We start from the raw sequence: 26,028 nt of genomic DNA on the forward strand, positions 1-26,028 counted from the left end.
CCGGGGCGTGACCGGCAGTGCGGCACCGGCGGGCCGGAGGAGCACGGGGCCTGAGGGGCCCTCACCCCGGCGGGCGGCCCGCCCGGGACAGCAGCAGCGCACGCTCCCGCTCGTTCCCGGCCATCCCCGCCGCCCGTTCGAACTCGACCCGGGCCTCGGCCGGCCGCCCGAGCCGTTCCAACAGGTCGCCCCGCACGCTCGGGAGCAGGTGGTAGCCGCGCAGGGCGGGTTCGGCCGCCAGTGCGTCCACCACCGCCAGGGCCTCGGCCGGGCCCCGGGCGTAGGAGAGGGCGACGGCCCGGTTGAGGCGCACCACCGGGGACGGGTTGAGCGCCTCCAGCCTGGTGTACAGGCCGGTGATGACGGTCCAGTCGGTGTCGGCCCAGCGCGGGGCGAGCACGTGGCAGGCGGCGATCGCGGCCTGGAGCGTGTAGGGGCCCGCGTCGGGGCGGGTCACGCCGGCCCGGGCGAGGGCTGCGGTGCCGCGCCGGATCAGCAGCCGGTCGAAGCGGGCCCGGTTCTGCTCGGCCAGCAGCACGGGCGTGCCGTCCGGTCCGGTGCGGGCCGGCAGCCGGGCGGCCTGAAGCTCCGTCAGGGCGGCCAGGCCGTGCACCTCCGGCTCCTGCGGCATCAGCGCGGCCAGCACCCGGGCCAGCCGGACGGCCTCCTCGCAGAGGGCCGGGCGCAGCAGGTCCTCCCCGGCGGTGGCGGCGTAGCCCTCGTTGAAGACCAGGTAGATCACCTCCAGGACGGAGGCCAGCCGCTCGGCCCGGTCCGCGCCGGCCGGCACCTCGAACGGCACCCCGGCGGCGGCGATGGTCCGCTTGGCCCGGACGATCCGCTGGGCGACGGTCGGCTCGGAGGTCAGGAAGGCACGGGCGATCTCGGCGGTGGTCAGCCCGCAGAGCAGACGCAGCGTCAGGGCGATCCGGGCCTCGGCGGAGAGCACCGGGTGGCAGGCGGTGAAGACCAGCCGCAGCAGGTCGTCGTCGATGTCGTCCGGCTCGGCCGGATCCGGGGGCGGCGGGACGTCCTCCAGACTGTGGCCGACCTCCGCGAGCTTGCGGGCGTACACCTCGCGGCGCCGCACCAGGTCGACCGCCCGGTGCCGGGCGACGGCGGTGAGCCAGGCGCCGGGGCGGTCGGGCACGCCCGAGGCCGGCCATTGTTCGAGGGCCGCCACCACCGCGTCCTGCGCCAGTTCCTCGGCGATCCCGACGTCGCGGACCACCCGGGTGACGGTCGCGATGATCCGCGCCGATTCCATCCCGAACACGGTGGCGACCACGGCGGGCACGTCCGTCCGCCCGGCCCCCGGCTGCTGTTCCTCCGTCACGGGCACCCATCAGAGCAGCCGGGCCCCGGCGGGGCAAAGCGGCGGGGGGGGGGGCGCGGCGGGGGGGGGGGGGGGGGGGGGGCCGGGGGGGGGGGCCGCGGCGCGCCGGGGGGGGGGGGGGGGGGGGGCTGGGGCGCGCGCGGCCGCCCCCCCCCCCCGGCCCCCGCCCCGCCGGGCCCCCCCCCGCGGGGGGCCCGCCGGCCCCCCCCCCCCCGGCCCCGGGGGGGGGGGCCCCCGCCGCCGTGACGCGGGATCAGGCGCCGGGCGGGGTGGGCATCTCGTCGATCTCGCGGACCTCGGCCCCCACCTCCCAGCTCTCCGGGTGCAGGGAGAGGAAGCGCCGGGTCCACTCGACCGCCTCGGCCTTGTCCCGGCACTGGAGGACGATGTAGCCGCCGACCACCTCCCGGGTCTCGGTGAACGGCCCGTCGGTCAGGCTGACCCGGCCGCCCGCCCAGGACAGCCGGGTGCCCTCGGCGGTCGGCTTGAGCCCGTTGGTCTCCAGCATCGCCCCGGCCTTGGCGATCTCCTCGAAGAGCGCGCCCATCCGCTCCTCGAAGCCGGGCTCGGGCCCGAAGCCGGCGGCCTTCTCCTCGTCGATGCGGATCAGCGTCATGTAGCGCGGCATGGTGTGCTCCTCGGTTCGGTACGGCGGCGGGGGCCGTCCCCGCCTCTCACCCGTGCGTCGAACAGGGGCGGCCCGGATCGACACGCCCCGGGAAGATTTTTTCCGACCGGCTTGCGCCGCGCCCCCGCAGTGCCGCGCACCTGCTCCGAAGGGGTCATCGATCCGGTGGCCGCGCTCGTCGCGGAGCCCGCCGTCCCGTCCCGTCCCGTGCCGGCCGAGCCGGAGCTCGGTGCGCGCCCGCGCCCACCCCGCGAGGGGTGCAGGCGTAATCCGCGCGCGCCGGGCCCGGGCCGACTGCGAGACTGCGCGACCGTGACCCATGACGACCTCGCCCACCGCATCCACGCCGCCGCCCACCTGACGGGGGAGTTCACCCTCCGTTCGGGCCGCACCGCCACCGAGTACTTCGACAAGTACCGCTTCGAAGCCGATCCGCGCCTGCTCGACGAGATCGCCGGGCGGCTGGTCCCGCTGGTGCCGCCCGGCACCGAGGTGCTGGCCGGGCTGGAGCTCGGCGGCATCCCGGTGGTCACCGCACTCGGGCGGCACACCGGACTGCCGTGCGCGTTCGTCCGCAAGCGGGCGAAGCCGTACGGCACCCGCCGACTGGCGGAGGGGGCAGAGGTGGCGGGCCGCCGGGTGCTGGTGGTGGAGGACGTGGTCACCAGTGGCGGGCAGGTCCTGCTCTCCACGGCGGACCTGCGCGGGCTCGGAGCCGAGGTGACGGAGGCCCTGTGCGTGATCGACCGTCAACTGGGCGGCGCCGCCGCGCTGGCGGCGGAGGGCGTCACCCTGCGTGCCCTGCTGACGGCCACTGATCTGTCCGCCACTGATCTGACCGCCACTGATCTGACCGCCACTGATCTGTCCGCCACTGATCTGACGGCCACTGATCTGTCCGCCACCGATCTCACCGCCGGCGGCTGACCGGCACGCCCACACGTGCTGCCGGGCGACCGGCGGAGGGCCGGGCGCCGCCGGGTGGGTGAGCGCCGGTGCCGGGCACGGTGCCGGGGGCACGGCGTGTCCGGCCCCGGCGGCCCGCCTGCGCGTCGTCCGGGCGCGGTCGGGTCAGCGGACCGGCAGCGCTTCCTCCGGCCGGTCCGCCGACGGTGCGTCACCCCGCTGCTGGGTCAGGGCCGGTGCGCAGAGCGCGGCGCAGCCGGCGATCACGGCGGCGGTGAGCGCGAAGACCACCGGTGGCCCGGCCCGGTCCAGTACCGCGCCGCCGAGGGCCGACCCGGCCGCCGCACCGAGGTTGAACGCGGTGTTCACCCACGCTCCGGCCTCGGTGTGCGAACCCTCCGGCACCAGCCGGTCCACCAACTGATAGGAGGTGATCAGCAGGACATCGGTGCACGCCCCGGCCATCAGCAGCGCCAGCCCGGCGGTCGGCGCGGCGTGCAGCAGCACCGGCAGTGCGTAGGCGGCTGCCGCCGCGGCGGCGAGCAGGACCGGACGCCGGGTCAGCGGACCGCGCCAGGCGCGCCGGCCGTAGAGCAGACCGCCCAGCACCCCGCCGACCGAGAACAGCGTGCCCAGGATGCCCGTGGCGACGGTGCCCCAGGCGGCCAGCACGCCGAGTTCGAACAGCGAGAGCCCGGACGCGGTCGCCAGCACCACGAGCAGCAGCGGGAGGAATCCCGGCTGCCGCAGGGGAGTCGGGGCTCCGGCCGTGACGGGTGCCGTCGCCCGGAGCCGATCCGGCGCGGTGCGCAGCGCCCGGGCCAGCAGGCCGAAGCCGACGAGCACCAGGACCGCGCAGCACCCCAGCACCCCCGACGGAGTGCCGGCCGCTGCCAGCAGGGCGCCGAGGACCGGGCCGAGGGCGAAGACGGTGGACTCGGCGACGGTGTCCAGGCTGAGCGCCGCCTGTTGCTGCGCCTCGCCCCGGGCCAGCCGCCCCCAGAGCGTGCGCATCAACGGCCCGACCGGCGGTGGGCAGAATCCGGCCAGCACCGCCAGGCCGAGCACCAGCGGCACCGGCCCGCCCGCCGCACAGACCGCGGCGAGCGTGGCCAGCAGGGCCGCGTAACAGAGGGCGAACAGCATCAGGGTCCGGGGGCGGCGCTCCACCAGCCGCGCCCGGTAGGGGCCGAGCAGGGCGGTGGCCAGGCCGGAGACGCCGGCCGTGGCGCCGGCCAAGGTGTAGGAGTGGGTGGCCTGTTGGAGGGCGAGCAGCAGGGGCAGCGGCAGCAGGCCGTAGCAGGCCCGGGCCAGCATCGCGGCGGTGAACAGACGGCGGGCATGGGGCAGTGCGAGGACGGCGCGGAAGCTCGCGCCGCCCCTGGTGGGGCCGGACATGGAGGTGTCTCCGATGGATGAGGCGCGGCACACCGAGGGCGGGGCCGCGCGGGGGCACGACGGATCGACGGGCCGCCCGGGCCCCGTGGCAGGTCAACGGGGGCGCGGCGGCGGGCCGGACCGGTCAGTGCGGATCGGAGACGTACATGGAGCGTGACCCTAGCGATCAGGGCCGTCCTGCGGCAACCCCCACCGGGCGACCCGGTCCGGGCGCGGCGCCGGGTGACCCCCAAGGATGCTGTGGTGGACGGCGGTTGACAGTCCGTCGGTATGGACGGGAGGGTTCCGGGTACACGCGGGGCACCGTATCCGTGGCTGAGAGGGGGAATCATGGGCCTGTCCGGACGATTTCGGTCCAAGTCCCGTGTTGGTGACGATAGTTCGACTGCCAAGCGGCGGCGTGGGCTTCCCTGGTACCTGAGTCTGCCGGTGACCCTGGCGCTGATCGTCGCGGTCTTCCTGGCCGGGGCGCACGCCGGGCTGTTCCCGAGCTTCCCGAATCCCTTCGAGCGCAGGACGGTGGACCGCAGCCAGCCGGTGCTGCTCCAGTCGATCCAGCAGATGAAGCGCTTCACCGGGGCCAAGGGCAACTTCCAGGTGATCGTGGACCTCGACCACGAGGCGGCCTTCCTGCCGTCCGCGATCCTCGGCAACCGCACGCTCTACGTGGCAGCCGGGTCGGTGGACGCCTACGTCGACCTCGCGGGCCTCGGAGCCGGTTCGGTGGTGGTCTCGGAGGACCGGCGGACGGTCGCGGTGACGGTGCCGCACGCCCAACTGGCCGAGCCCACGGTCGATGTGAAGCGCTCGTACGTCTACCTCCAGCAGCGCGGGTTCTTCGACCGGATCGGTGACTTCTTCAGCGGCAACCCGGGCAACCAGAGCCAGGTCGAGGAGCTCGCGGTCCGGAAGATCGAGCAGGCAGCGAAGGACACCGAGCTGATCCGGCAGGCGGACGACAGCATCCGGGACATGCTCACCGGACTGCTCCGCTCGACGGGCTTCACCACCGTGACGGTGACGGCGGCCTGACCGCGCCCGTACGTCCGCCCGCTCGCCTGCTCGTCCGCCCGCGCGCCGGCCGGACCGGCGCGCGGGCGGGGGACGGGACCGGAGGGACGCGGGACGGAACGAGGTGGGGGATGGGCCGGGGTACGGGGACGCGGCGGGAGCCGGGTGAGGTGTGGCAGGAGTTGAACCCGCGTCAGCGGGCCTTCCTGTGCGCCGTGGTGACGGCGCAGCAGGGCGCTCCGGCCGAGGGATGGCTGGTCTTCTCGCTCGATCCCGCGCCGGAGCCGGGAGGAGGGGCGGGGGAGGGCACGGAGGTGATCGTGCTGGACGGTCTGCGGGACGCCGGGTGGAGCACGAGGGGCGCACTCTCCACCCTGCGCGCCCTGCTGGAGCGCGGTCTGGTGGACATCCGGCAGGGGGTGGTCCGGCTGCCTGACGGGACGCTCGCCGGGCGGGTGGGGACCCGGGCGCTGGAACTCGGCATCGCCGTGGCACGGACGGGGTGTTGAGAGTGCTCGGAGGGGGGCGCACGCCCGCGCGCTCCCTCCGGTAAGGGGTCTCATCCGCCGTTCTGGGAACGGGCGGATTGGTGGCTGAGCCGAGCGGGTTGATGGATCACTCCAGCCGGGTGCTGATCACCGGGCGGCGGGTGGTGACGGGTTTAGCAGCAGGCCGGATTTCGCAACCATTGCGTAATTGTTCGCGCAGGAGCCGGGTGTGACCTCGAGTCAGACTCGGCTTCGGTTGTGAAAGGAGCCGCTTTGATGGCGAAGCTCGCTATGGGACTAGCGGGTGCCGCAGTAACGGCAGCATTCCTGGGGACGGGTGGACAGGCATTCGCCGCACCCCGGGACGGGATGCCGCCGGGCTGGTGCGCGATCCATCCGGTGCAGTGCGGCGAGACACCGAAGGCCAAGCCGCCGCAGCAGCCGGCGGCCGTGGCCCCGGCCGCTTCGGCCGCCCCCGGCGACCCAGGTGACCCAGGTGACCCGGGCGATCCGGGCGATCCCGGTGCCCTCGGGGGCGGAGGCCCCGGCGCGGCTGCTCCGGCCGCCGCCCCCGTCGCCGCGGCGCCGGCCCCGCTGACGGTGGATCCGGCGATCACCCGCCCGGGCGGCACGGTGCAGATCAGCACCGGCACCGCCTGCCCGGGCACCACCGTCACCTCGCCGGTGCTGGCCGGTCCGGTGCAGCTGCCGCCCGGGGCCACCGGTGGTCAGCTCACCGTCCCGGTCGGCGCCGCACCGGGTACCTACCCGCTCACCGCCGCCTGCGACGGCCGGCCGGTGGCGGTCGGCAGCGTCACCGTCGCTGACCCGGCTGCCCCCGCCACCGGTGGTGGCTGGAAGGACCGGCTGGAGGGGGAGCGGCCCGGCCTGGCCGGGTACGGCGCGATCGCGTTGACCGGTGGGGCGGCCGGCACCGCCGTGCTGGGCGTGGTGCGGCGTCGGCGGGGCCGAGCCGTGAACGGTGCCTGACGGATGGTCACGCCGCGTCCGGCCGGCGATGGCGGCCCTCTCCGGGACGCTGTTGCTGGTCGCGCTGATCGGGGCCGTCCGCGACGGTGGCCGGTCCGCGAGCACGTCCCCGCCCGCTCCCCGGGCGGCGGCCGTGCCGGAGGCGGCCACCACCGGTCCGGCGACCACCCAGGTGGCCGGAGCGGCCCCGTCCGGGTCCGCAGCCTCCGCACCGGGGGCGGGCGCGGGCCCGTCGCCGTCCGCCGGGCCCGACGACCCGGGCCCCGGCGGACACGCCCCGCTGGCCCCCTCCACCCCGATCCGGCTCACCATCGCCGGGATCGGTGTGGCGGCGCCGCTGCTCGCCCTCGGCTCGGACGACCGGGGTCGTCCGGAGCTCCCGCCGTACTCGATGCCGGGTACGGCGGGCTGGCTGCGGGACTCACCCACCCCGGGTGCCCAGGGCGCCGCCGTGGTGGCCGGGCACGTGGACACGGTGGACGGGCCGGCGGTGTTCTGGGCGCTGTCGACCGTCAAGGCGGGGGCCTCGGTGGAGGTCACCCGGGTGGACGGCAGCACGGCGGTCTTCACCGTGGACGACATCCGCACCTATCCCCGGAAGGCGTTCCCCGACGAGGCGGTCTACGGGCCGACCCGGCGGGCGGAGCTACGGATCATCACCTGTGGCGGACGATTCGACCGGACCGAGCATGAATACACCAGTAATGTCATTCTTTTCGCCCATCTGACGGGCGCTCATTGAGCCCGCACCGAAATGGCTGACAGCCGAATGCCCCGGCCCATTCCCATGGCCCGGGGCATTCGGCGTGAACGCCGGGCGATCACTGCGAACGGCCGTCAGCCGTTCCCGTCGGCGGGGCCGGAGGAATGCGGGTCGGAGAAAGCGGCCATCAGTTGGTCGGCGGCGCTGGTGGCGGTCAGGTGACCGTCCCGGACCTGCTGCTCCAGCGCGGGCGCCAGGGCGCGCACGCCGGGGTGCTCGTGCAGCCGGGCGAGCAGCTGGTCGTGCACCATCGACCAGGTCCAGGAGACCTGCTGGTCCCGCCGCCGGGAGGCCAGTGCGCCGACCGCGTCCAGGGTGCTGCGGTGCTGCTCGATCCGCTCCCAGAGCGACTCCAGGCCGGTGCCGTCCCGGCCGCTGCAGGTCAGCACCGGTGGGTTCCAGACCGCGTCCGGAGCCTGCAACAGCCTGAGCGCGCCCGCCAGTTCACGGGCCGCCGCCTTGGCGTCCAGCTCGTGCGGGCCGTCCGCCTTGTTCACCGCGACCAGGTCGGCCAGCTCCAGCACGCCCTTCTTGATGCCCTGGAGCTGATCGCCGGTCCGGGCCAGGGTGAGCAGCAGGAAGGTGTCCACCATGTTGGCCACCGCCGTCTCGGACTGGCCGACGCCCACCGTCTCGACCAGCACCACGTCGTAGCCCGCCGCCTCCATCACCACCATGCTCTCCCGGGTGGCCTTGGCCACCCCGCCGAGCGTGCCGGAGGTGGGGGAGGGGCGGACGAAGGCGTTCGGGTCGACCGCCAGGCGCTCCATCCGGGTCTTGTCGCCGAGCACCGAGCCGCCGGTGCGGCTGGAGGTCGGGTCCACCGCCAGCACCGCGACCCGGTGGCCCCGGCCGGTCAGCATCGTGCCGAGCGCCTCGATGAAGGTGGACTTGCCGACGCCGGGCACACCGGTGATGCCGATCCGCACCGCCTTCCCGCTCAGCGGCAGCAGTTCGGAGAGCAACTGCTGGGCCAGCACCCGGTGGTCGGGCCGGCTGGACTCCACCAGGGTGATGGCCCGCGCGATGTAGGCGCGCGAGCCGTCACGGACCCCGGCGGCGTACTGCTCGATGTCGATCGTCCGGGCCATCGGGTCAGACTCCTCCAACCACCCTGCGAGCGGTCACAGTTCGAGCCCGAGCTCGTCCGCCAGCTTGGTCAGCAGGTCGTACGCGGCCTCCGGGATCACCGTGCCGGGCGGGAAGACCGCCGCCGCACCCGCCGCGTAGAGCGCCTCGAAGTCCTGCGGCGGGATGACGCCACCGACCACGATGGTGATGTCCTCCCGGCCCGCCTCGGCCAGTTCGGCCCGCAGCGCGGGCACCAGGGTGAGGTGACCGGCCGCCAGCGAGGAGACGCCGACGATGTGCACGTCCGCCTCCACCGCCTGCCGGGCCACCTCGGCCGGGGTCTGGAACAGCGGGCCGACGTCCACCGTGAAGCCGAGGTCGGCGAAGGCGGTGGCGATCACCTTCTGGCCGCGGTCGTGGCCGTCCTGGCCCATCTTGGCGACCAGGATGCGCGGCCGGCGCCCCTCCGCCCGCTCGAACCGCTCCACCAGCTCGCGGGTGCGGTCCACCGATCCCGACTGTCCTGCCTCGTCCCGGTACACACCCGAGATGGTACGGATCTGGCCGGAGTGCCGCCCGTACACCGCCTCCAGGGCGTCCGAGATCTCGCCCACGGTGGCCTTGGCCCGGGCCGCGTCCACCGCCAGGGCGAGCAGGTTCCCCTCCAACCCGCCACTGGGACGGGCGCCTTCGCGCGCCGAGGCGGTCAGCGCGGCGAGCGCCGCCTGGCAGGCCGCCTCGTCCCGCTCGGCCCGCAGCCGGCGGAGCTTCTCGATCTGCTGGGCCCGCACGGAGGAGTTGTCGACCTTGAGCACCTCGATCTGCTCGTCGGCCGCGACCCGGTACTTGTTGACCCCGATCACCGGCTGGCGGCCGGAGTCGATCCGGGCCTGGGTGCGGGCGGCGGCCTCCTCCACCCGGAGCTTGGGGATGCCCGCGTCGATCGCCTTCGCCATCCCGCCGGCCGCCTCCACCTCCTGGATGTGCTGCCAGGCGCGGGCCGCCAGGTCGTGGGTCAGCCGCTCGACGTAGGCGCTGCCGCCCCAGGGGTCGATCACCCGGGTGGTGCCGGACTCCTGCTGGAGCATCAGCTGGGTGTTGCGGGCGATCCGGGCCGAGAAGTCGGTCGGCAGGGCCAGCGCCTCGTCCAGCGCGTTGGTGTGCAGCGACTGGGTGTGGCCCTGGGTCGCGGCCATCGCCTCGACGCAGGTCCGGGTCACGTTGTTGAACACGTCCTGGGCGGTCAGCGACCAGCCCGAGGTCTGCGAATGGGTGCGCAGCGAGAGCGACTTGGGGTTCTTCGGGTCGAACTGCTTCACCAGCTTGGCCCAGAGCAGCCGGGCCGCCCGGAGCTTGGCGACCTCCATGAAGAAGTTCATCCCGATCGCCCAGAAGAACGACAGGCGCGGCGCGAAGGCGTCCACGTCCAGCCCGGCACCCAGCCCGGCCCGCAGGTACTCCACGCCGTCGGCGAGGGTGTACGCCAGCTCCAGGTCGGCCGTCGCGCCGGCCTCCTGGATGTGGTAGCCCGAGATGGAGATCGAGTTGTACCGGGGCATCTTCTGCGAGGTGTAGGCGAAGATGTCCGAGATGATCCGCATCGAGGGCTGCGGCGGGTAGATGTAGGTGTTGCGGACCATGAACTCCTTGAGGATGTCGTTCTGGATGGTCCCCGCCAGCTTCTCGGGCGGCACCCCCTGCTCCTCGGCGGCCACGATGTACAGGGCCAGCACCGGCAGCACCGCGCCGTTCATCGTCATCGACACCGACATCCGGTCCAGCGGGATGCCGTCGAACAGCTGGCGCATGTCGTAGATCGAGTCGATGGCGACGCCCGCCATGCCGACGTCACCGGTCACCCGGGGGTGGTCGCTGTCGTAGCCCCGGTGGGTCGGCAGGTCGAAGGCGACCGACAGGCCCTTCTGACCCGCCGCCAGGTTCCGCCGGTAGAAGGCGTTGGACTCCTCGGCGGTGGAGAAGCCGGCGTACTGGCGCACCGTCCACGGCTGGTTCACGTACATCGTCGGGTACGGGCCGCGCAGGTACGGCGCCGCGCCGGGGAAGGTGCCCAGGAAGTCCAGGCCCTCCAGGTCGGCGGCGGTGTAGAGCGGCTTCACGCCGATGCCCTCCGGGGTCTCCCAGAGCTGCTCCTCGACGTCCTTGCCGGTCGCCGTCTTCCACGCCTCGCGCCACTGGGCGTCGGTGGAGACCGCCCGGGCCTGCTCGTGCGCCGGGTCCTGGTCGAGGCCGATCTCCGCGAAGTCGGGAATCACCGGGCCGCTCCGTTCTCGTCCTTGGAGCCCTCGCCGAGGAGGGTGTCCAGCAGGGAGGTCAGCAGGGCGACCGCGTCGCCGCCCGCGTACACGAACTCGTCCACCCCGGCGGCCCGGAGCGCCTCGCCCAGCTCGCCCGGCCGGCCCGCCAGCAGCACCCGCCGGGCACCGGCCGCCTTCAGCGCGGCGGCGACCTCGACGGCCTGCTCGGCGTACAGCTTGTCGCTGGAGCAGAGGCAGACCAGCTCGGCCCCGTCCGCCGCGAACTCCCGTGCCACGTCCGCCGGTTCCGCTCCCGTCAGGGTGACGGTGGCGATCCCGCCGGCCTGGAGGAGATTGGCCGTGAAGGTCAGCCGCGCGGTGTGCGCCGCGGCCGGGCCGAGGGCGGCCAGGGCCAGCCGGGGCCGGGCCCCGGTGGCCGCCAGGTGGGCGTCCGAGCGGGCCCGGAGCGCCTCGAAGGCGCCCGCCAGCCGGACCCGGGGCAGACCGCCGCCGACCGGTGCGGGCAGTGGCTCGCGGACCAGCGGCTGCTCGCCGAGGTGGGGGAACTCGCTGACGCCGGTGACCGGTTCGCGCCGCTTGGCCAGCGCCACCTGCCGCTTCGCCCAGGTGGCGGCGATCCGCTCGCCGACGGTGCCGTCGGCCAGCGCGGCCCGCAGGCCGCCGGCCCGCTCGATCTCCTGGAACCAGGCCCAGGCGGAGCGCGCCAGTTCGTCGGTCAGCCGCTCCACGTACCAGGAGCCGCCGGCCGGGTCGATCACCCGGGCCAGGTGCGACTCCTCCAGCAGCACCGCCTGGGTGTTGCGGGCGATCCGGCGGGCGAACGCGTCCGAGCGGCCCACCGCGCTGTCGAACGGCAGCACGCTCACCGCGTCCGCGCCGCCGACCCCGGCGGCCAGGCAGGCCACCGTGGTGCGCAGCATGTTCACCCACGGGTCGCGGGCGGTCATCATCACCGGGGAGGTGACGGCGTGCTGGCGCTGCGCGGACTGCGCGGTGGCGCCCGACACCTGGCTGACGCGGGCCCAGAGACGGCGTGCGGCACGGAACTTGGCGATCGAGAGGAACTGGTCGGCGTCCGCCGCGTAGCGGAACTCCAGCTGCGCGCAGGCGGCGTCGACCGACAGGCCGGCCCCGGTGAGGGCCCGCAGGTAGGCCACGCCGGTGGCCAGCGAGCAGCCCAGCTCCTGGGCCGGCGAGGCACCTGCCTCGTGGTACGGCAGGGCGTCCACCACCAGGGCGCGGATGCCCGGGTAGGAGGAGTCGCAGCGGGCGGCCAGCGCGGTGGCCCCGGCCAGCTGCGCGTCGGTGTCGGCGTCCCGGCCGGTGCGGGCCAGCAGGCCGAGCGGGTCCGCCCCGAGGTTCCCGGTGGCGGCCGTGGCCGGGACGCCGCGCTCGTCGAGGACGCGGAACAACTGTTCGGCGGCGGCGCCGAATTCGGCCCCCGCGTCCAGGGTCACCCCGGCCAGGTCCAGGTACACCCCGTCCAGGGCCCGGGCCAGCCCGTCGACCGGCAGGCCGGTGGCGCCCAGCTCCAGCCAGAGCGAGGTCACCCCGCTCTCCAGATCGGCCAGCACGGCCTCGTTCGCCCGCACCGGGTCCGGCTCGGCGTGCCGCTGGCGCACGTCCCAGCCCGTGGCGGCCGAGCCCTCCGGCCGCCCGGCCCGGACGAACGGCGCGAAGCCCGGATGGCCGGCGGCCTCGGCGGCAGCCGCGCCGTCCTCGGCGGTGTACAGCGGACGGATACGGAGTCCGTCCTGAAGCTCGGTGGAGAGCGCCTCCTCCGCCTGGGCTCCGGAGACGTCCGCGCCGGACTTGCGCAGGACGCCTTCGACCAGGTGTTGCCACCGCTCGCGGGATGTCTCCGGGAACTCGGCGGCCAGAGGGAGCCCTTGGGGCAGGACCGTCATAGCGGAAGGTTAATGCCCGTTAGCCGACGATCATCAGATGGCGGAGGTGTGACCTTTGCCTCGCTGCACTCCGCGCGCCGTCCAGTGCCTCCGGAGCTCGCGAGCGGCGCTCCGACCCGCCGCGCTCCCCGCCTCCCGGGCGGAGGCCGCCGACTGCCGCAGGCTGGTCCCATGGCACTCGGAGTCCTGCCCCTGGTCGGTGTGATCCTGCTGGCCGTCCTGGCCCTCGCGGCGGGCTTCGCCGCGCTGGGCACCGGCAGCCCGGCCGGCCGCCTGCTGCGCGGGCTGGGTCTCGCCGTGCTGTTGATCGGGGGCGCGCTGGCGGTCCTCACGCTCCCGGTGCTGCTCTCCGGGCGGTGAGCCGCCCGGCCCGGGTCAGCTCCGGCCCGGGCCATCCCCGGCACGCCCGGCCCGGGGGCTGACCCGGGCCGGAGCGGTCGGCCGGCGGGGCCGGTCAGCCGGTCATGGCGGCCAGGACGGTGCGCCAGTCCTCGCCCGGCTCGGGGCGGAGGGTGGGGGCGAGGGCGTCGGCGCGGTAGTGCCAGGGGCGGAGCAGCTCGGGGGCGGGGTCGGGAGTGGTGGTGACGGGGGAGGAGGAGCCGAGCAGGCGGGTGAGTTCGGTGGCGAAGTCGGTCCAGGAGACGTGGCCGGTGACGGCGTTGACGATCCGTCCGGTGGCGTCGGGGCCGGTGCCGGTGGCGCAGTCGACCAGGGTGCGGGCCAGCGCGCCGGAGTGCACCCAGCAGGCGCCGTGCCAGGGATGGCCGCCGGTGCCGGGGGCGGGCAGCAGGAGGGGGCGCCCGGCCAGCGCGGCCTGGTAGAGGTCGCCGGTCGAGCCCCAGCGGAGCTGGTCGCGCAGCCGGCGGTGCGGGCCCCAGACGATCGGGGAGCGGACCACGGTGCCGGTGCCCCGGCCGGGAGCGGCGAGGTGGTTGAGGAGCAGGCGCTCACAGGCCAGCTTGGCGTGGCCGTACGGGGTGAGCGGCTCGGTCGCGGGCGCGCCCTCGGGGACCTCGGCGGTGCTGGGGTGGCCGTAGGCGTCGATGCTGCTGACGAAGACGAAGCGCTCGCCGCGCCAGCCGTCGAGCAGGGCCCGCATGGCGGCGATGTCGGTCTCGTGGTCGGTGAAGGTGCAGGCGGCGTGGATGACCGCGTCCACCCCCTCGACGGCGCGGCGCAGGCTGTCCGGGTCGCCGAGGTCGCCCTCGGCGATCTCCACGCCGTCGGCGGCGACCAGGTGGGCGGACTCCGGCCGGGCCAGCGCCCGCACCGGCAGACCACGGGCCGTCAGTTCCTGGAGCACGGCGGCTCCGACGCCGCCGGTGCCGCCGGTGAGCAGCACGGTGCCGGTGCGGGCGGACCGGGGGGAGGTGGAGGCACGGCCCGGCGCGCTGCGCTGCGCGCGCTCCCGCTCGCGCTCGGCGAGCAGGGCGCTCAGGGCGCGCGGGGTGCGCTGTTCGAGTACGTCCAGGCCGGTCAGCGGGAGGCCGGTGGCGGTGCGGAGGCGCTCGGCGAGCTGGACCGCGACCAGGGAGTGGCCGCCGAGCACGAAGAAGTCCTGGTCCGGTCCGGGCCGGCCGCCGAGCAGGGTGCCGAAGGCGGTGCGCACGGTCTCGAGGGGCCCGGCCGTGGCGGAGGCGGAGGCGTCGGCGGTGGCGGGAGCAGCGGGGCTGGAGCCGGGGAGGCGGGCGGGGTCCAGGGCCCCGTCGGCGGTGCGCGGTACGGCGTCCAGGACGGTCACCGAGGCGGGCAGTTGCTCGGCCGGAAGGGTGCGCCGCAGGGCCGCCCGGAGTTCGGTGCCGTTCGGCCCCGTGATCTCGCGCAGCGCGACGTAGGCCCGCGCGGGCCCGCCCGGCTCGGTCAGCACGGCGGCGTCGGCGACCCGGGGGTCGGCGAGCAGGGCTGCCACGGCCGGGTGGTGAGGGGAGGTCAGGAGTACGCCGGGCAGGGCGCTCAGCGGGCCGGTGGTGTCGGTGGCGATCGCGGTGAGAACGGCGGCGAAGCCGGAGAGCAGGCGCGCGCCGGTCGCGTGGTCCAGCACGTCGGTGTCGTGCTGCACCAGGCAGCGCGGCTGCGGCCCGTCCTCCACCAGCAGACCGAGCCCGAACTTGGCCAGCCCGAGCCCGACCTCGACCGCCTCGGCGGTCAGGCCCGGCAGCTCCAGCGGGGCGACCGGCTGCACCAGGTCGCAGGTGACGGAGAGCAGTGCGCGGCCGTCCTCCCCGCGCGCCTGCGCGCCGAGCCGCTCGACCACCAGGTCGAGCGGGACCTCGTGCTGCTGCTGGGCCTCCAACAGTGCGGCGCGGACCCGGCCGAGCGCCTCGGTGAACTCCGGATCGCCACCCAGATCGGCCCGGACGGCAAGGGTGTTGACCCCCAGCCCGACCAGCCGGCGCAGCTCGGGACGGGCCCGGTGGCCGCTGGCCAGGCCGACGGTCAGGTCGGACTCCCCGGTGGCGCGGTGCAGGGTGGCCAGGGCGGCGGCCAGCACGACGGTGTAGAGGGTGGCGCCGTGCGCGGTGGCCAGCCGGCGCAGGCCGTCCAGGGTCGCCGGGGTGAGCGGTGCGCCGTGCAGGGCGGCGGCGCGGGCGCGCGGACCGGTGACGGCGCGCAGCAGCGGGAGCGGACGGGCGCCGGCCAGCTGCGCCGCCCGGGCCTCGGCCGCGGCGGCGAGCTCCGGATCGCGGGCGCGCTCCCAGCGGGCGAAGTCGGCGTACTGGAGGGTGGGTCCGGGCAGCCCGGAGGGACGGCCGGTGCACGCGGCGGCGTAGAGCGCGGCCAGGTCACCGGTCAGGACGGGCAGGCTGGCGCCGTCGACTGCGATGTGGTGCACCGTCAGGAGGAGGGCGTGGTCCTCGGGTGCGTGCCGCAGCACCAGCGCCCGCAGCACCGGCCCGGTCGCGAGGTCGAAGGGGCGGGAGCCCTCGGCGCGCAGCAGGGCGGGGGCGCCGTGCTCGGCGGTCCGGCGGACCTCGACCGGGACGGGGGCGACCGGCAGCACCTCCTGGTACGGCAGGCCGTCGCGCTGCCCGTAGCGGGTGCGCAGGATCTCGTGCCGCTCGGTGAGGGCGGTCAGGGCGGTGGCGAGGGCGCCGAGGTCCAGCGGTCCGCGCAGCCGGGCGGCGACCGGGACGTTGTAGTGGGCGCCGCCCTGCCCGAGGTGCTCCATCAGCCACATCCGGTGCTGGGCGTGCGAGAGCGGCGCGGGGCCGGTCAGCCCGCTCGGCAGCACCGCGCCGGGGGAGGCGGGGCGGGTGGTGGCCCGGGCCGGGCCGGTCGAGCGGGCCCGCCGGAGCAGGTCGGCCTGACGCGCGCTCAGGTCGGTGTCGGTCATCGGGGGTCCTCGACGGTGGTCGGCAGGGCGGCGGGCACGGCGGCGAGCAGGGCCCGCTCCACCAGGGCGGCCTGGGCGGTCAGGGTCGGGTGGTCGAAGAACTCGGCCAGGGTGAGTTCGACGCCCAGGTCCTCGCGCAGGTCGTCGACCACCCAGAGGGCGAGCAGGGAGTGGCCGCCCTCGGCCAGGAAGTCGGCGGCGGGGTCGGTGACGGGCCGCTCCAGGGCCCGGGACCAGGACGCCGCCACGGCCTCCTCGATCGGGGTGAGCGGCCGGAGGGCGGCGCCGTGCTCGGGGGCCGCCACGGCGTCCGAGCCGTGCTCGGCCAGTGCCCGGCGGTCGACCTTGCCGCTGCCGGTGAGCGGCAGGCGGTCGAGGACGGCCCAGGCGGTCGGCACCAGGTGGGCCGGGAGCCGCTCGGCGAGCCGGCTGCGGAGCAGCTCGCCGGCCGGCCGGTGGCCCTCGGCGGGCACCACGAAGGCGGTCAGCGCGGCGTCCTCGTGTCCGGCCCGGCGGACCACCACGGCGGCCTCGGCGACCTCGGGGAGCCGGAGCAGGGCGTGCTCGGTCTCGCCGGGCTCGATCCGGAAGCCGCGCACCTTCACCTGGTGGTCGGCCCGGCCGTGGAACTCGACCACCCCGTCCGGGCGTTCGACGGCCAGATCGCCGCTGCGGTACATCCGGCCGAGGCCCGGCAGCTCGCGGAAGCGGTCGGCGGTGAGCTCCGGCTGCCCGAGGTAGCCGAGCGCGAGCCGGTCGCCGCCGATCCACAACTCGCCCTGGACGCCCGCCGGGACGGGGCGCAGCCGGTCGTCCAGCACGGTGACCCGGGCCCCGCCGAACGGCCGGCCGATCGGGAGCGGCCCGGCCGCGCAGTCCTGCGGGCTGACGGGGTGCAGGGTGGTGAAGGTGGTGGCCTCGGTCGGGCCGTAGGCGTTCACCAACTCCAGCCAGGGGAAGGCCCGCAGGACCGTCCCGGCGTGCTCCGGGGAGACCACCTCGCCGCCGGTCACCAGGGTGCGCAGCACGCCGAACAGTCGGGACCGGCGGGCCGCCAGGTGGTGGAAGAGCGCAGTGGTGAGGAAGGCGTGGGTGACGCCGAACCGCTCGGCGTCCCGGGCCAGCTCCTCCCCGGTGGGCCGGTCGGCGGGGGAGACCGCCACGGCGGCGCCTGTGGCCAGCGGGGCCCACAGCTCGAAGGTGGAGGCGTCGAAGGTCAGCGGGGAGTGGAACAGCACCCGGTGGCCCGGGGCGAGCGCGATGCCGTCGGCGGCGGTGACCAGAGCGGTGAGCGCGCGGTGCGGCACCTGGACGCCCTTGGGGCGGCCGGTGGAGCCGGAGGTGTAGAAGACGACCGCCAGGCGCTCGGTGCCGGTCGGGGCCAGGGCCGGTGACGGACCGTCGGAGAGCGCGGCGGCGCCGTCCTCGGTGAGCTCCAGGGTCGGGCCCGAGGTCAGCCGGGCCTCGGCGAGCAGCGCCTTGTCGCCGAGCACCAGGACGGCCCCGGAGTCGGCGATCATCTCGGCGGTCCGGACGGCCGGGTAGGCCGGGTCCAGCGGCACGCTGTGGGCCCCGGCCCACCAGACGGCGAGCTGGGCGACCACCAGCCGGGCGGAGCGGGCGGCCAGCAGGCCCACCGCGCTGCCGGGCCGGACCCCGCGCCCGGCCAGCTCTCCGGCCAGGCGCCTTGCCGAGGCGATGAGTTCGGCGTAGGTGAGGGTGGTGGAGCCGTCGGTCACGGCGAGGGCGTGCGGGGTGCGGGTGGCCTGCTCGGCGACCAGCTCGGGTACCGAGGCGGTGGCGCGGACGGGAGCGGACATGGTGGTTCCCTTCCGGGTGCCCCGGCCGGTCGGCCGGGGCACCCTGCGGTGACGGAGGGTCAGGAGCGGGCGGCGGCGACCGGGCGGCGCTCGTCCACGAGCCGTGCGACCGCGCGCAGGTCCGGGCAGCGCAGCAGCTGCGGGGCGCGCAGCCGGACCTCGAACTCCTGCTCCAGGGCGGCCAGCAGCCGGGCGGCGGCCAGCGAGGTGCCGCCCGCGTCCTTGAAGTCGTCGGAGGGGCCGAGTTCGGCCCGGCCGAGCAGCTCTCGGCAGGTGCGCAGCACGAAGCGCTCGGTGTCGGTCGCGCCCTCCTCCGCCGACGGGGCTGGCGCGGCCTGCTCGGCGGCCAGCAGGGCGGCCCGGTCCACCTTGCCGTTGGCGTCCAGCGGGAAGGCGTCCACCAGCCGGACCACGGCGGGCACGGCCTGCTCGGGCAGCCAGGCCCGGGCCGCCGCGAGCAGCTCGGGTCCGGTGGGCGGTGCGGCCTCGGTGGCCGGCTGCACGAAGGCCAGCAGCCGGACGCCGCCGGCCGGGCCGGGACGGGCCGCGACGGCCGCCCGGCGGACCCGGGGGTCACGCTCGAACGCGGCCTCCACCTCGGCCGGTTCGATCCGTACGCCGCTGACCTTGACCTGGTCGTCCAGGCGGCCGTGGAACTCCAGCACGCCGTCCGGACGCATCAGCACCCGGTCCCCGGTCCGGTAGACGCGGTCACCGATGCCGAGCCCGGCCGGGGACGTGCCGTCGGGCGTGCGGTCGGGCGTGGAGTCGGCCGTGGTGCCGTCGGGCGCGGTGGCGGTTGTGGTGGAGGCGGCGGTCACGGTGGGAGCGGTGAGGTCCGGTGCCGGGACGAACCGACGGGCGGTCAGCTCCGGGTCCAGGTAGCCGAGGGCCAGGCAGTCGCCGCCGATCCGCAGCTCGCCCGTGCTGCCGCGCTCCACCGGCCGGCCGTCCTCGTCGGTGACCAGCACGGCCACGCCGGGGATCGGCAGCCCGATCGGCGGTGCGTCGGCACCGTGGCCGCCGCCGGGGGGCATGCTGTGCACCGTGGTCACCACGGTCGCCTCGGCCGGGCCGTAGGCGTTGTGCACCGTCGCGGTGACGTCCGGACCGGGCGCGCGGCGCAGGCGGTCGCCGCCGATGGTGAGGTGACGCAGCGTCGGCCCGGCCCGCCAGGGGCGGTCCAGCAGCGGTTCGGCCAGCGGCGTCGGCAGGACCGAGACGGTGATCCCGGCCTCCCGCCACCAGTCGGTGAGCGCGGTGGAGTCCCAGCGGACCGCCTCGGGGGCGACGTACAGGGCGGCGCCGGAGGTGAGGACCGCCCAGAGCTCCATCAGGTGCGGGTCGAAGGCGACGCCGATCAGCAGGCTGTGCCGGTCGCCGGGACCCAGGCCGGTCAGCTCGCGGTACCAGTGCAGCAGCGAGCCGAGCGAGGGGGCACCGACCGCGACGGCCTTCGGGGTGCCGGTGGAGCCGGAGGTGAGCACCGCGTAGAAAGTGCCGTCCGGGGCACCCACCGCGCCCTCGGGCGCCGGGGCGAAGGCGGCCACCACGGGGCCCGCTGCCACGGAGCCGCCCGCCGGGAGGGGGAGCGGGAGCTGCTCGCCGCCCCGGTGGGCGGGGGGCAGCAGCGCGGCGTCGCCGATCAGGCAGGCCAGCCGCAGGTTCTCGGCGACCGCCTGGAGGCGGCGCTCGCCGGGCTTCGGGCCGAGCGGGAGCGCGACGGCGCCGAGCCGGGCCACCGCGAGGGTCGCGGCGGCCAGTGCGGCGGAGTGGTCGAGGCAGAGGCCGACCAGCTCGCCGGGGGCCACCCGGTCGATCAGCAGGGAGGCCAACTCATCGGCCAGGCGGTCGAGTTCGCCGTAGCTGGTGACGGTGGAGCCGTCCACGACGGCGGGCGCGTCCGGGGTCCGGCGGGCCCAGGCGGTGAACAGGTCGAGCACCGGGGCGTCCCGATGCGGGCCGCCGTGCAGGGTGGCAGGCAGCGCGCCGGGCAGGGGAGTGACGGTCATCGGTGGATCTCCGAAGGGTGAGAGGGCGGGTGACGGCGGGTCAGCTCAGGCCCATGGCCTGGGCGATGATCACCTTCTGGACCTCGGAGGTCCCCTCGATGATCGTCATCATCCGGACGTACCGGTACAGGTGCTCCAGCGGGTGCCCGCGCACCCAGCCGGTGGCGCCGTGCACCTGGAGCGCCCGGTCCACCGCGCGGACCGCGGTCTCGGAGGAGGTCAGCTTGGCCAGCGCCGCGTTCTCCGGCGCCTCGGTGCCCTCGTCCACCAGTCGGGCGCAGGCCAGGGTGAGCAGCTTGGCCGCCTCCACCTCGGCCCGGGTGGTCACCAGGTGCTCCTGGACGTGCTGGTAGGCGCCGATCCGGGAGCCGAACGCCTCCCGCTCGCGGGCGTACTCCACGCCGAGCCGCAGCGCGTACTCGGCCACCCCGTCGCACATCGCGGCGACCACCAGCCGCCCCCGGGAGAGGCTGTCCATGGCCAGCGCGGCGGCGGCGCCGATGCCCTCCTCGCCGCCGATCACCGCCTCGTCGCCGACCCGCACGCCGTCCAGCAGCAGCTCGAACAGCGGCTCGCCGGACATCCCCTCGTAGCGCTGGCCGATCCGCAGCCCCGGGGTGTCCATCGGCAGCACGAAGGCGGTGGCCCCGGCGGTCGGCCCGGCGCCCTCGCCGAGATCGGTGGCGGTGACCACCAGGGCGATGTCGGCCCGGTCGGCGTTGGAGACGAAGGTCTTCCGGCCGGAGATCAGCCAACTCCCGTCCGTCCGAACGGCGGTGGTGGTCAGCCGGAAGGCGTCCGAGCCGGCGTGCGGCTCGGTCAGCGCCAGGCAGCGGGCCGACTCGCCGCGCACCAGCGGGATCAGGTAACGCTCGATCTGCTCGGGCGTGCCGTGCCGCAGCAGCGGGCTCGGCCCGTCCGAACCGGCCAGTGCGTACGGGGCGAGCAGGCAGCCGCTGCGCCCGGCCGCGTGGTGCAGCAGCACCACGGCGGTGAACGGCATGTCGGAGCCGCCGTACTCCTCGGGCTGGTCGCCCGCGTAGAAGCCCAGGGCGGCGGACCGGCGGCGCACGTAGGCCCGCAGGTCGGCCGGCACCTGGTCGGTGGTCTCGGGCAACTCGGCTGCCAGTGGCACGAGTTCGCGGCGGATGAAGCTCTCGAAGGCCTCCACCAGCTCGCGGTGGCCGTCGGCCAGCACGGCCGACGGGGAGAGCTGCCGGGAGAGCGCCGGGGCGGCGGTGGCGGTGCTCATCGGGCACCCCCGGCGAGGACGCGGGCCTGGTCGGCCAGCACGGGGTGCCGGAAGAGGGTGCGCAGGGCGGGGCGGGTGCCGAGCAGCGGTTCGAGCTGGGCGGCGAGCTGGGCCGCCAGCAGGGAGTGGCCGCCGGATTCGAAGAAGTGCGACTCGGCGGTGAAGGAGTCGTGGCCGAGCACCGCCCGCCAGGCCTCGGCGATCAGCGCCTGGGCCGGGTCGTCGAACGCCGACGGAGCCGACTTCGCTTCGGCGGAGGGGAGTTGGCCGGCCGTGCGGGCCAGCGCGGTGCGGTCGGGCTTGCCGCCGGGCAGCAGCGGCATGACGGCCAGGGCAGTCCAGTGCGAGGGGACCAGGGCGGTCGGCAGCCGCTCGGCCAGGGCGGCGTGCAGCGCGGCCTGGTCGGGCTGCTCGGTGCCTTCCAGGAAGCCGAGCAGCTGCGGGGTGCCGTTCTCGGCCCGGTGCAGGACCACCGCGCAGGAGCGGCCGCCGAGTTCGGCCGAGGCAGCCGCCTCGATCTCCTCCAGCTCGATCCGGAAGCCGCGCAGCTTCACCTGGTTGTCCTGGCGGCCGAGGAACCAGAGCCGGCCGTCCAGGTCCCGGTACCCCCGGTCGCCGGTGCGGTAGACCCGCTCGCCGTCCAGTGCGGGCACGTGGACGAAGCGGGCGGCGGTGGCCTCGGCCAGGCCGAGGTAGCCCTCGGCGAGCCCCTCGCCCGCGATCGCCAACTCGCCCACCGCGCCCGGCGGCAGCGGTCGCATCCCCTCGTCCAGTACGTACGTCCGCACGCCCGGCAGTTCGGTGCCGAGCGGGATCTCCGCGCCGTCCAGGTCGGCGGCGGTCACCGCGTGGGTGGTCGAGGTGACGGTGGCCTCGGTGACGCCGTAGGCGTTCAGCACGGTGGCGCGGGTGGCCTCGACCACCTCGCGCAGCGCGGCGGCCGGCAGCCGCTCGCCGCCGAGCACCAGCAGCCGGGGCGACCAGCGCCGGTCCGCCAGCGCCTCCCGCAACTCGGCGCGCACGGCCAGGAAGTAACTGGTCGGCAGATTGGCGACGGTGACGCCCCGGGCCGCCAGCACGGCGACCAGCTCGCCGCCGGTCGGCACCTCGCGCTGCGGCAGCACCAGGGCGGCGCCCGCCGCCAGCGAGGGCAGCACCTCCTCCAGGGCCACGTCGAAGGACGGCCGGGCGAACAGCAGCACCCGGTCGGCGGCGGTGAGCTCGTACCGCTCGGCCAGGCCGGTCAGGTAGCGGGCCAGCGCCGGGCGGCCGACCAGCACGGGCTTGGGCACACCGGTGGAGCCGGAGGTGTGGATCACGTAGGCACCGCCGTCCAGCACCCGGGCCTCGGCGGCGGGCGGGAAGGCCGGGCCGTCCAGCAGGGCCGGGGTGATCCCGGTCGCGGGCAGCGCGAGGGCGGCCTCACGGGTGCTCAGCACCAGCGCGGGGGCGAGCCGTTCGATCAGCAGGCCGAGCCGGGCGGCCGGGTCCTCGGTGGAGAGCGGGGCGTGCACCGCGCCGAGGCGCAGGCAGGCCAGCAGGGCGACCACGCTGTCCACCCCGCGCGGCAGCACGGTGGCCACCGGCTGACCGGACCGCACCCCGGCGGCGCGCAGCCGGTCGGCCAGCGCGCCGACCCGGCGGTCCAGCTCGCCGTAGGTCAGCCGCTCGGCACCGGCGATCAGCGCGAGGGCCTCCGGGTCCTGCCCGCTGACCGGGTCCAGCACGGAGAGCTCGACGGCCGGTGCGGACAGCTCCGGCTCCGGGGCCGGCACCGCCAGATCGGCCAGCGCGGCGCCCGGCCGGTCCAGGTAGGCGCGGAGCAGGTCGAGCAACCGCCCGGCCAGCAGCTCGGCGACCGGACGGCCGAACAGGTCCTCGTCGTAGTCCCAGATCAGCGTCATGCCGGCGGCGCCAAGCTTCTCGCCGACCACCCGGCGGTCGTCCGGGAGCAGCACCACGTCCAGGTCGAAGCGGGTGGTGCCGGTGTTGAAGCCCTCGTAGAGCGAGATCTCCAGACCGGGCGCCTCGACGTCCGGCAGGGTGGCGTCGTGGGCGCTGAACATCACGTCGAACAGCGGGTTGTCCGCACCGCCGGTGTGCAGGCCCAGCGAGCGGGTCAACTCCTGGACCGGGACGTCCTGGTGGGGCAGCGCCCGGAGCAGCACGTCGGTCACCTCGTCCACCGCGTCGGTGGTCGGCGCGGTGGGGTCGAGGCGCAGCCGCAGCGGCACGGTGTTGACGAACATGCCGACGGTGCCCTCGAAGCCCAGCGGCCGGTTGCCCACGGCGGTGCCGACCACGGTCTCCCGGTGGCCGCTGTGCCGGCGCAGCAGCTCGGCGAAGAGGGTGAGCAGGGTGGAGAACGGGGTGTGCCCGTCGGCCTTGCTGCGCTCGCGCAGCCGCGCGGCCAGGTCGGCGCCGACCGGCTGGCGCAGCTGGCCGCCGTGGTGGCGGCGGACCGCGCCGGGGCGGGCCAGACCCGGCAGGGTGAGGTCCCGGGGTGCGTCGGCGAGCTCCTGCTGCCAGAACGCCAGGCTGCGCGCGCGGGTCTCGGCCCGGGCGGCGGCCGAGTCGGCCTCGACGTGCTCCTGGTAGGACCGCGCGGGAGTCAACTCGGCCTTCTCGCCCAGTACTTCGGCCCGGTAGACGGTGAAGAGGTCGCGCAGCAGGATGGCGAAGGAGTGCCCGTCGTGGATCAGGTGGTGCTCCACGTGCACCAGCCGGTGGTGCTGCTCGCCGAGCCTGACCAGGTGCCAGCGCAGCAGCGGCGCCTGCTCGGTGTCCAGCGGTTCCTCGGCCTCGGCGGCCAGCAGGGTGCGGAACGCCGCCTCCGGGTCGGCCTCGGCGGAGAAGTCGCTGGTGCGCAGCCGGGGCTCGGTGCGCGCGCCGACCCGCTGGCCCGGCAGGCCCTCCGGGCGCTGGACCAACTCCAGTCGCAGGCCCGGGTGGTGGGCCAGCACGGCGGTCAGCCCGGCCCGCAGGGCGGCGGTGTCCAGGGTGCCCCAGAGGTCCAGGGCTGCGGTGAAGTTGTAGGCGCGGCTGCCGGGGAGCATCTGCTCGTGCAACCAGACGATCTCCTGGGAGGAGGAGAGGTCGAACATGGTGGGTTCCCTTGCTGTGGGTGGTGCGTGGAGCCGGAGCGTCGAGGTGTGGTGAGCGCTCCGGGCGTGGACACCGGGGTGGCGGTGTCCGTGGTGTCTCTTGCTGTCTCTTGGTGTTCGGGGTTTGCGGTGAGGTCGGGGCGGATCAGGCGGGGGTGGCGGTGAGGTGGTGGCGCAGGGTGGCGAGCAGGGCCTCGAAACCCGCCTCGGCGTCGAGGTCCCGGGCGTGGGCACGGTCCCAGACCAACCGGACCAGCAGGCCGTCCGCCCCGTTCGAGGCGGCGACGGCGAACGGGGCGCCGATCGGCCGCCCGGCCGGGTGGGTCTCCACCCCGGCGACGCCGCCCAGGACCAAGGGCGGGCGACGGCTCAGCTCCTCCAGGGTGAGCATCCCGTCCAGGCCGCCGGACCAGTGGGCACCGCCGGACCGGGCCGCGTGCACCACCTCGTCGAACGGGGTGCCCGCGTGCTCCAGGTCGTCCCACCAGGCGTCGGCCAACGCCTCCAGGCCGTCGGTGGCGGAACTCCCGGGGTGGACCAGGGTGTTGAGGAAGCAGCCGAGCACCTCCGGGCCTGCCCCGGGCGGTCGGCCGCCCCAGGGGTAGCCGATGGCCAGCGTCCGTCCGGTGCCCAGCAGCCGGTGGCCGGCCGCTGTGACGGCGTCGAGCAGCGCCGGGAAGACCGACCCGCGGGCGGCTCCGCCGACGGCAGGCAGGCGCTCCGCCAGCGCCCCGGTCGGCGGGGGCGGGCCATCCGGGAGCGGGGCACTGGACGGACGGACGGGTGCGGAGGTGCCGAGCGCTCCGAGCCGGGTGGCCCAGTGGGCCCGGGCGGCAGGGTCGGCGGCGGCCTCCTCGGCGGCCAACTGGAGCTCCACGGTGTGCCGGTAGGCCGCCAGGCCGCCGTCCGCCGTGCCGTCGTCCGCCGCGCCGCTGTCCGTCGTGCTGCCGTTCGCCGGGCCGTCACCTGCCGCGCCGCCGTCCGTCGGGGCCGCGCCGTCGCGGGCGTACGTGTCCGTCAGGCCGGCCGTGACCAGTCCGAGCGACTGCTCGTCGCAGGCGGCGTGGTCGAGCGCGAGAGTGAGCAACTCCCGCTGCCCGTCCGGGTCGTCGCAGAGCAGCAGCTGCAGCACCGGCCCGTCGGCGGACCAGGCGAGCAGGGCCTCCCGGACGGCCTGGTCGGCGCAGCCGCCCGGTGGCACGGCGACCCGGGAGACCGCCACCGCCGCCTCGCCGAGACGGAGCAGCGGCGTGCCGCGCACGGTGGTGAACCGGCCGCGCAGCGCGGGGTGACGGGCTGCCAGGGCGTGGGCGGCCCGGTGCAGTCGGCCCAGGTCCACGGTGCCGCGCGGGAAGGCGAAGAACAGCGGCACGGTGTCCGGTCGGCCGTGCGGTCGCATCCGGCGGGTGAGCAGGAAGCGGCGCTGGGCGCCGGTCAGCGGGAGCAGGGTGGACGGGTCGTCGGCAGCGGCGGCGAGCGGCCGGTACCGGGCGAGGTAGGCGGCGGTGATGCTGGCGTGCACGGGTCTCGGCTCTCGGGCTCGGTGCGGCGGGGCGTTCCGGGACCGGGTGGTCCGGGACGGGGCGTTCCGGGGCGGGTGCTCCGGCGCCGGGCAGGCGGGACCGGCGCGGCGGCGAAGGCGGCGCAGCGGTCGGTGGGCAGGGAGGTGGGCAGAACGATCGGCAATGCGGCAGGCAAGGCGGCGGGCAGGGCAGTGGGCCGGGCAGCGTGT

Annotated in this window: 18 protein-coding genes; 6 read left to right on the forward strand and 12 right to left on the reverse strand. The window is 75.9% G+C overall.

What is annotated here, in order from left to right; translation table 11 throughout:
- Nucleotides 1-61 precede the first annotated feature (61 nt).
- Nucleotides 62-1,267, reverse strand: coding sequence for an RNA polymerase sigma factor (locus ACIRBX_RS23460; RefSeq protein ID WP_402299234.1), 1,206 nt, complete (start codon nucleotides 1,265-1,267; stop codon nucleotides 62-64).
- A gap of 322 nt (nucleotides 1,268-1,589) precedes the next feature.
- On the reverse strand, nucleotides 1,590-1,964 hold the full coding sequence (locus ACIRBX_RS23465; RefSeq protein WP_402299078.1) for a YciI family protein: 375 nt from the start codon (nucleotides 1,962-1,964) through the stop codon (nucleotides 1,590-1,592).
- Nucleotides 1,965-2,276: 312 nt separating this feature from the next.
- Between ACIRBX_RS23465 and ACIRBX_RS23470 the strand changes: the two genes are divergently transcribed.
- A complete protein-coding gene (locus ACIRBX_RS23470; RefSeq protein ID WP_402299079.1) occupies nucleotides 2,277-2,891 on the forward strand; it encodes a phosphoribosyltransferase family protein in 615 nt (204 codons plus the stop codon).
- 144 nt (nucleotides 2,892-3,035) lie between these two features.
- Here ACIRBX_RS23470 and ACIRBX_RS23475 read toward each other — a convergent pair whose 3' ends face one another.
- Complete coding sequence (locus tag ACIRBX_RS23475) at nucleotides 3,036-4,268, reverse strand: MFS transporter (RefSeq protein WP_402299081.1); 1,233 nt, start codon at nucleotides 4,266-4,268, stop codon at nucleotides 3,036-3,038.
- 429 nt (nucleotides 4,269-4,697) lie between these two features.
- On the opposite strand from ACIRBX_RS23475, the gene ACIRBX_RS23480 reads away from it, so the two are divergent.
- From ACIRBX_RS23480 to ACIRBX_RS23495, 4 genes are all read left to right on the forward strand, one after another.
- Entirely contained in the window at nucleotides 4,698-5,300 is a 603-nt protein-coding gene (locus tag ACIRBX_RS23480) for a DUF4230 domain-containing protein (protein ID WP_402299083.1), read from the forward strand.
- A gap of 161 nt (nucleotides 5,301-5,461) precedes the next feature.
- Complete coding sequence (locus ACIRBX_RS23485; protein WP_402299084.1) at nucleotides 5,462-5,788, forward strand: hypothetical protein; 327 nt, start codon at nucleotides 5,462-5,464, stop codon at nucleotides 5,786-5,788.
- A gap of 255 nt (nucleotides 5,789-6,043) precedes the next feature.
- Nucleotides 6,044-6,757 (forward strand): hypothetical protein, encoded by a 714-nt coding sequence (locus ACIRBX_RS23490; protein WP_402299085.1) that lies wholly within the window; start codon nucleotides 6,044-6,046, stop codon nucleotides 6,755-6,757.
- A gap of 28 nt (nucleotides 6,758-6,785) precedes the next feature.
- Complete coding sequence (locus ACIRBX_RS23495) at nucleotides 6,786-7,499, forward strand: class F sortase (RefSeq protein ID WP_402299087.1); 714 nt, start codon at nucleotides 6,786-6,788, stop codon at nucleotides 7,497-7,499.
- A gap of 95 nt (nucleotides 7,500-7,594) precedes the next feature.
- Here the strand turns inward: ACIRBX_RS23495 and meaB are convergent, their stop codons facing one another.
- The 3 genes from meaB to ACIRBX_RS23510 are packed head-to-tail and all read right to left on the reverse strand — an operon-like array spanning nucleotide 7,595 to nucleotide 12,774.
- Nucleotides 7,595-8,611 (reverse strand): methylmalonyl Co-A mutase-associated GTPase MeaB, encoded by a 1,017-nt coding sequence (gene meaB / locus ACIRBX_RS23500; RefSeq protein WP_402299088.1) that lies wholly within the window; start codon nucleotides 8,609-8,611, stop codon nucleotides 7,595-7,597.
- A gap of 33 nt (nucleotides 8,612-8,644) precedes the next feature.
- Nucleotides 8,645-10,864 carry a methylmalonyl-CoA mutase gene (scpA, locus tag ACIRBX_RS23505; RefSeq protein WP_402299090.1) on the reverse strand — a complete coding sequence of 740 codons (2,220 nt, stop codon included), beginning with the start codon at nucleotides 10,862-10,864 and terminating at the stop codon, nucleotides 8,645-8,647.
- Nucleotides 10,861-12,774 (reverse strand): methylmalonyl-CoA mutase family protein, encoded by a 1,914-nt coding sequence (locus ACIRBX_RS23510; RefSeq protein ID WP_402299092.1) that lies wholly within the window; start codon nucleotides 12,772-12,774, stop codon nucleotides 10,861-10,863. The genes scpA and ACIRBX_RS23510 overlap by 4 nt, the downstream gene beginning before the upstream one ends.
- A 171-nt stretch (nucleotides 12,775-12,945) precedes the next feature.
- Here ACIRBX_RS23510 and ACIRBX_RS23515 point away from each other — a divergent pair, with 171 nt between their 5' ends.
- Nucleotides 12,946-13,134, forward strand: a complete 189-nt coding sequence (locus tag ACIRBX_RS23515; RefSeq protein WP_402299094.1) for a hypothetical protein — start codon at nucleotides 12,946-12,948, stop codon at nucleotides 13,132-13,134.
- Nucleotides 13,135-13,228: 94 nt separating this feature from the next.
- Here ACIRBX_RS23515 and ACIRBX_RS23520 read toward each other — a convergent pair whose 3' ends face one another.
- The 6 genes from ACIRBX_RS23520 to ACIRBX_RS23545 all read right to left on the reverse strand — a co-directional run bounded on the left by ACIRBX_RS23520 (nucleotide 13,229) and on the right by ACIRBX_RS23545 (nucleotide 25,818).
- A complete protein-coding gene (locus ACIRBX_RS23520) occupies nucleotides 13,229-16,108 on the reverse strand; it encodes a condensation domain-containing protein (protein ID WP_402299096.1) in 2,880 nt (959 codons plus the stop codon).
- Complete coding sequence (locus ACIRBX_RS23525) at nucleotides 16,105-17,928, reverse strand: amino acid adenylation domain-containing protein (protein ID WP_402299098.1); 1,824 nt, start codon at nucleotides 17,926-17,928, stop codon at nucleotides 16,105-16,107. The genes ACIRBX_RS23520 and ACIRBX_RS23525 overlap by 4 nt, the downstream gene beginning before the upstream one ends.
- A gap of 59 nt (nucleotides 17,929-17,987) precedes the next feature.
- Entirely contained in the window at nucleotides 17,988-19,940 is a 1,953-nt protein-coding gene (locus ACIRBX_RS23530) for a non-ribosomal peptide synthetase (RefSeq protein WP_402299099.1), read from the reverse strand.
- 40 nt (nucleotides 19,941-19,980) lie between these two features.
- Nucleotides 19,981-21,192 (reverse strand): acyl-CoA dehydrogenase family protein, encoded by a 1,212-nt coding sequence (locus tag ACIRBX_RS23535; RefSeq protein ID WP_402299101.1) that lies wholly within the window; start codon nucleotides 21,190-21,192, stop codon nucleotides 19,981-19,983.
- Nucleotides 21,189-24,296 carry an amino acid adenylation domain-containing protein gene (locus tag ACIRBX_RS23540; protein WP_402299103.1) on the reverse strand — a complete coding sequence of 1,036 codons (3,108 nt, stop codon included), beginning with the start codon at nucleotides 24,294-24,296 and terminating at the stop codon, nucleotides 21,189-21,191. Before ACIRBX_RS23540 ends, ACIRBX_RS23535 begins: the two co-directional genes overlap by 4 nt.
- Nucleotides 24,297-24,441: 145 nt before the next feature.
- Nucleotides 24,442-25,818 carry a non-ribosomal peptide synthetase gene (locus tag ACIRBX_RS23545; RefSeq protein WP_402299104.1) on the reverse strand — a complete coding sequence of 459 codons (1,377 nt, stop codon included), beginning with the start codon at nucleotides 25,816-25,818 and terminating at the stop codon, nucleotides 24,442-24,444.
- Between the last annotated feature and the right edge of the window lie 210 nt (nucleotides 25,819-26,028).

The sequence above is a fragment of the Kitasatospora sp. NPDC096147 genome (genome assembly GCF_044763225.1).
In the GTDB taxonomy this organism is placed as follows: domain Bacteria; phylum Actinomycetota; class Actinomycetes; order Streptomycetales; family Streptomycetaceae; genus Kitasatospora.

Excerpts from the sequence above, each read along its gene's own strand:
- ACIRBX_RS23460 (WP_402299234.1), bottom strand. The coding sequence starts at position 1,267 with ATGGAATCGGCGCGGATCATCGCGACCGTCACCCGGGTGGTCCGCGAC.
- ACIRBX_RS23465 (WP_402299078.1), bottom strand. The coding sequence starts at position 1,964 with ATGCCGCGCTACATGACGCTGATCCGCATCGACGAGGAGAAGGCCGCC.
- ACIRBX_RS23475 (WP_402299081.1), bottom strand. The coding sequence starts at position 4,268 with ATGTCCGGCCCCACCAGGGGCGGCGCGAGCTTCCGCGCCGTCCTCGCA.
- ACIRBX_RS23490 (WP_402299085.1), top strand. The coding sequence starts at position 6,044 with ATGGCGAAGCTCGCTATGGGACTAGCGGGTGCCGCAGTAACGGCAGCA.
- ACIRBX_RS23495 (WP_402299087.1), top strand. The coding sequence starts at position 6,786 with ATGGCGGCCCTCTCCGGGACGCTGTTGCTGGTCGCGCTGATCGGGGCC.
- meaB (WP_402299088.1), bottom strand. The coding sequence starts at position 8,611 with ATGGCCCGGACGATCGACATCGAGCAGTACGCCGCCGGGGTCCGTGAC.
- ACIRBX_RS23510 (WP_402299092.1), bottom strand. The coding sequence starts at position 12,774 with ATGACGGTCCTGCCCCAAGGGCTCCCTCTGGCCGCCGAGTTCCCGGAG.
- ACIRBX_RS23515 (WP_402299094.1), top strand. The coding sequence starts at position 12,946 with ATGGCACTCGGAGTCCTGCCCCTGGTCGGTGTGATCCTGCTGGCCGTC.
- ACIRBX_RS23520 (WP_402299096.1), bottom strand. The coding sequence starts at position 16,108 with ATGACCGACACCGACCTGAGCGCGCGTCAGGCCGACCTGCTCCGGCGG.
- ACIRBX_RS23525 (WP_402299098.1), bottom strand. The coding sequence starts at position 17,928 with ATGTCCGCTCCCGTCCGCGCCACCGCCTCGGTACCCGAGCTGGTCGCC.
- ACIRBX_RS23530 (WP_402299099.1), bottom strand. The coding sequence starts at position 19,940 with ATGACCGTCACTCCCCTGCCCGGCGCGCTGCCTGCCACCCTGCACGGC.
- ACIRBX_RS23535 (WP_402299101.1), bottom strand. The coding sequence starts at position 21,192 with ATGAGCACCGCCACCGCCGCCCCGGCGCTCTCCCGGCAGCTCTCCCCG.
- ACIRBX_RS23540 (WP_402299103.1), bottom strand. The coding sequence starts at position 24,296 with ATGTTCGACCTCTCCTCCTCCCAGGAGATCGTCTGGTTGCACGAGCAG.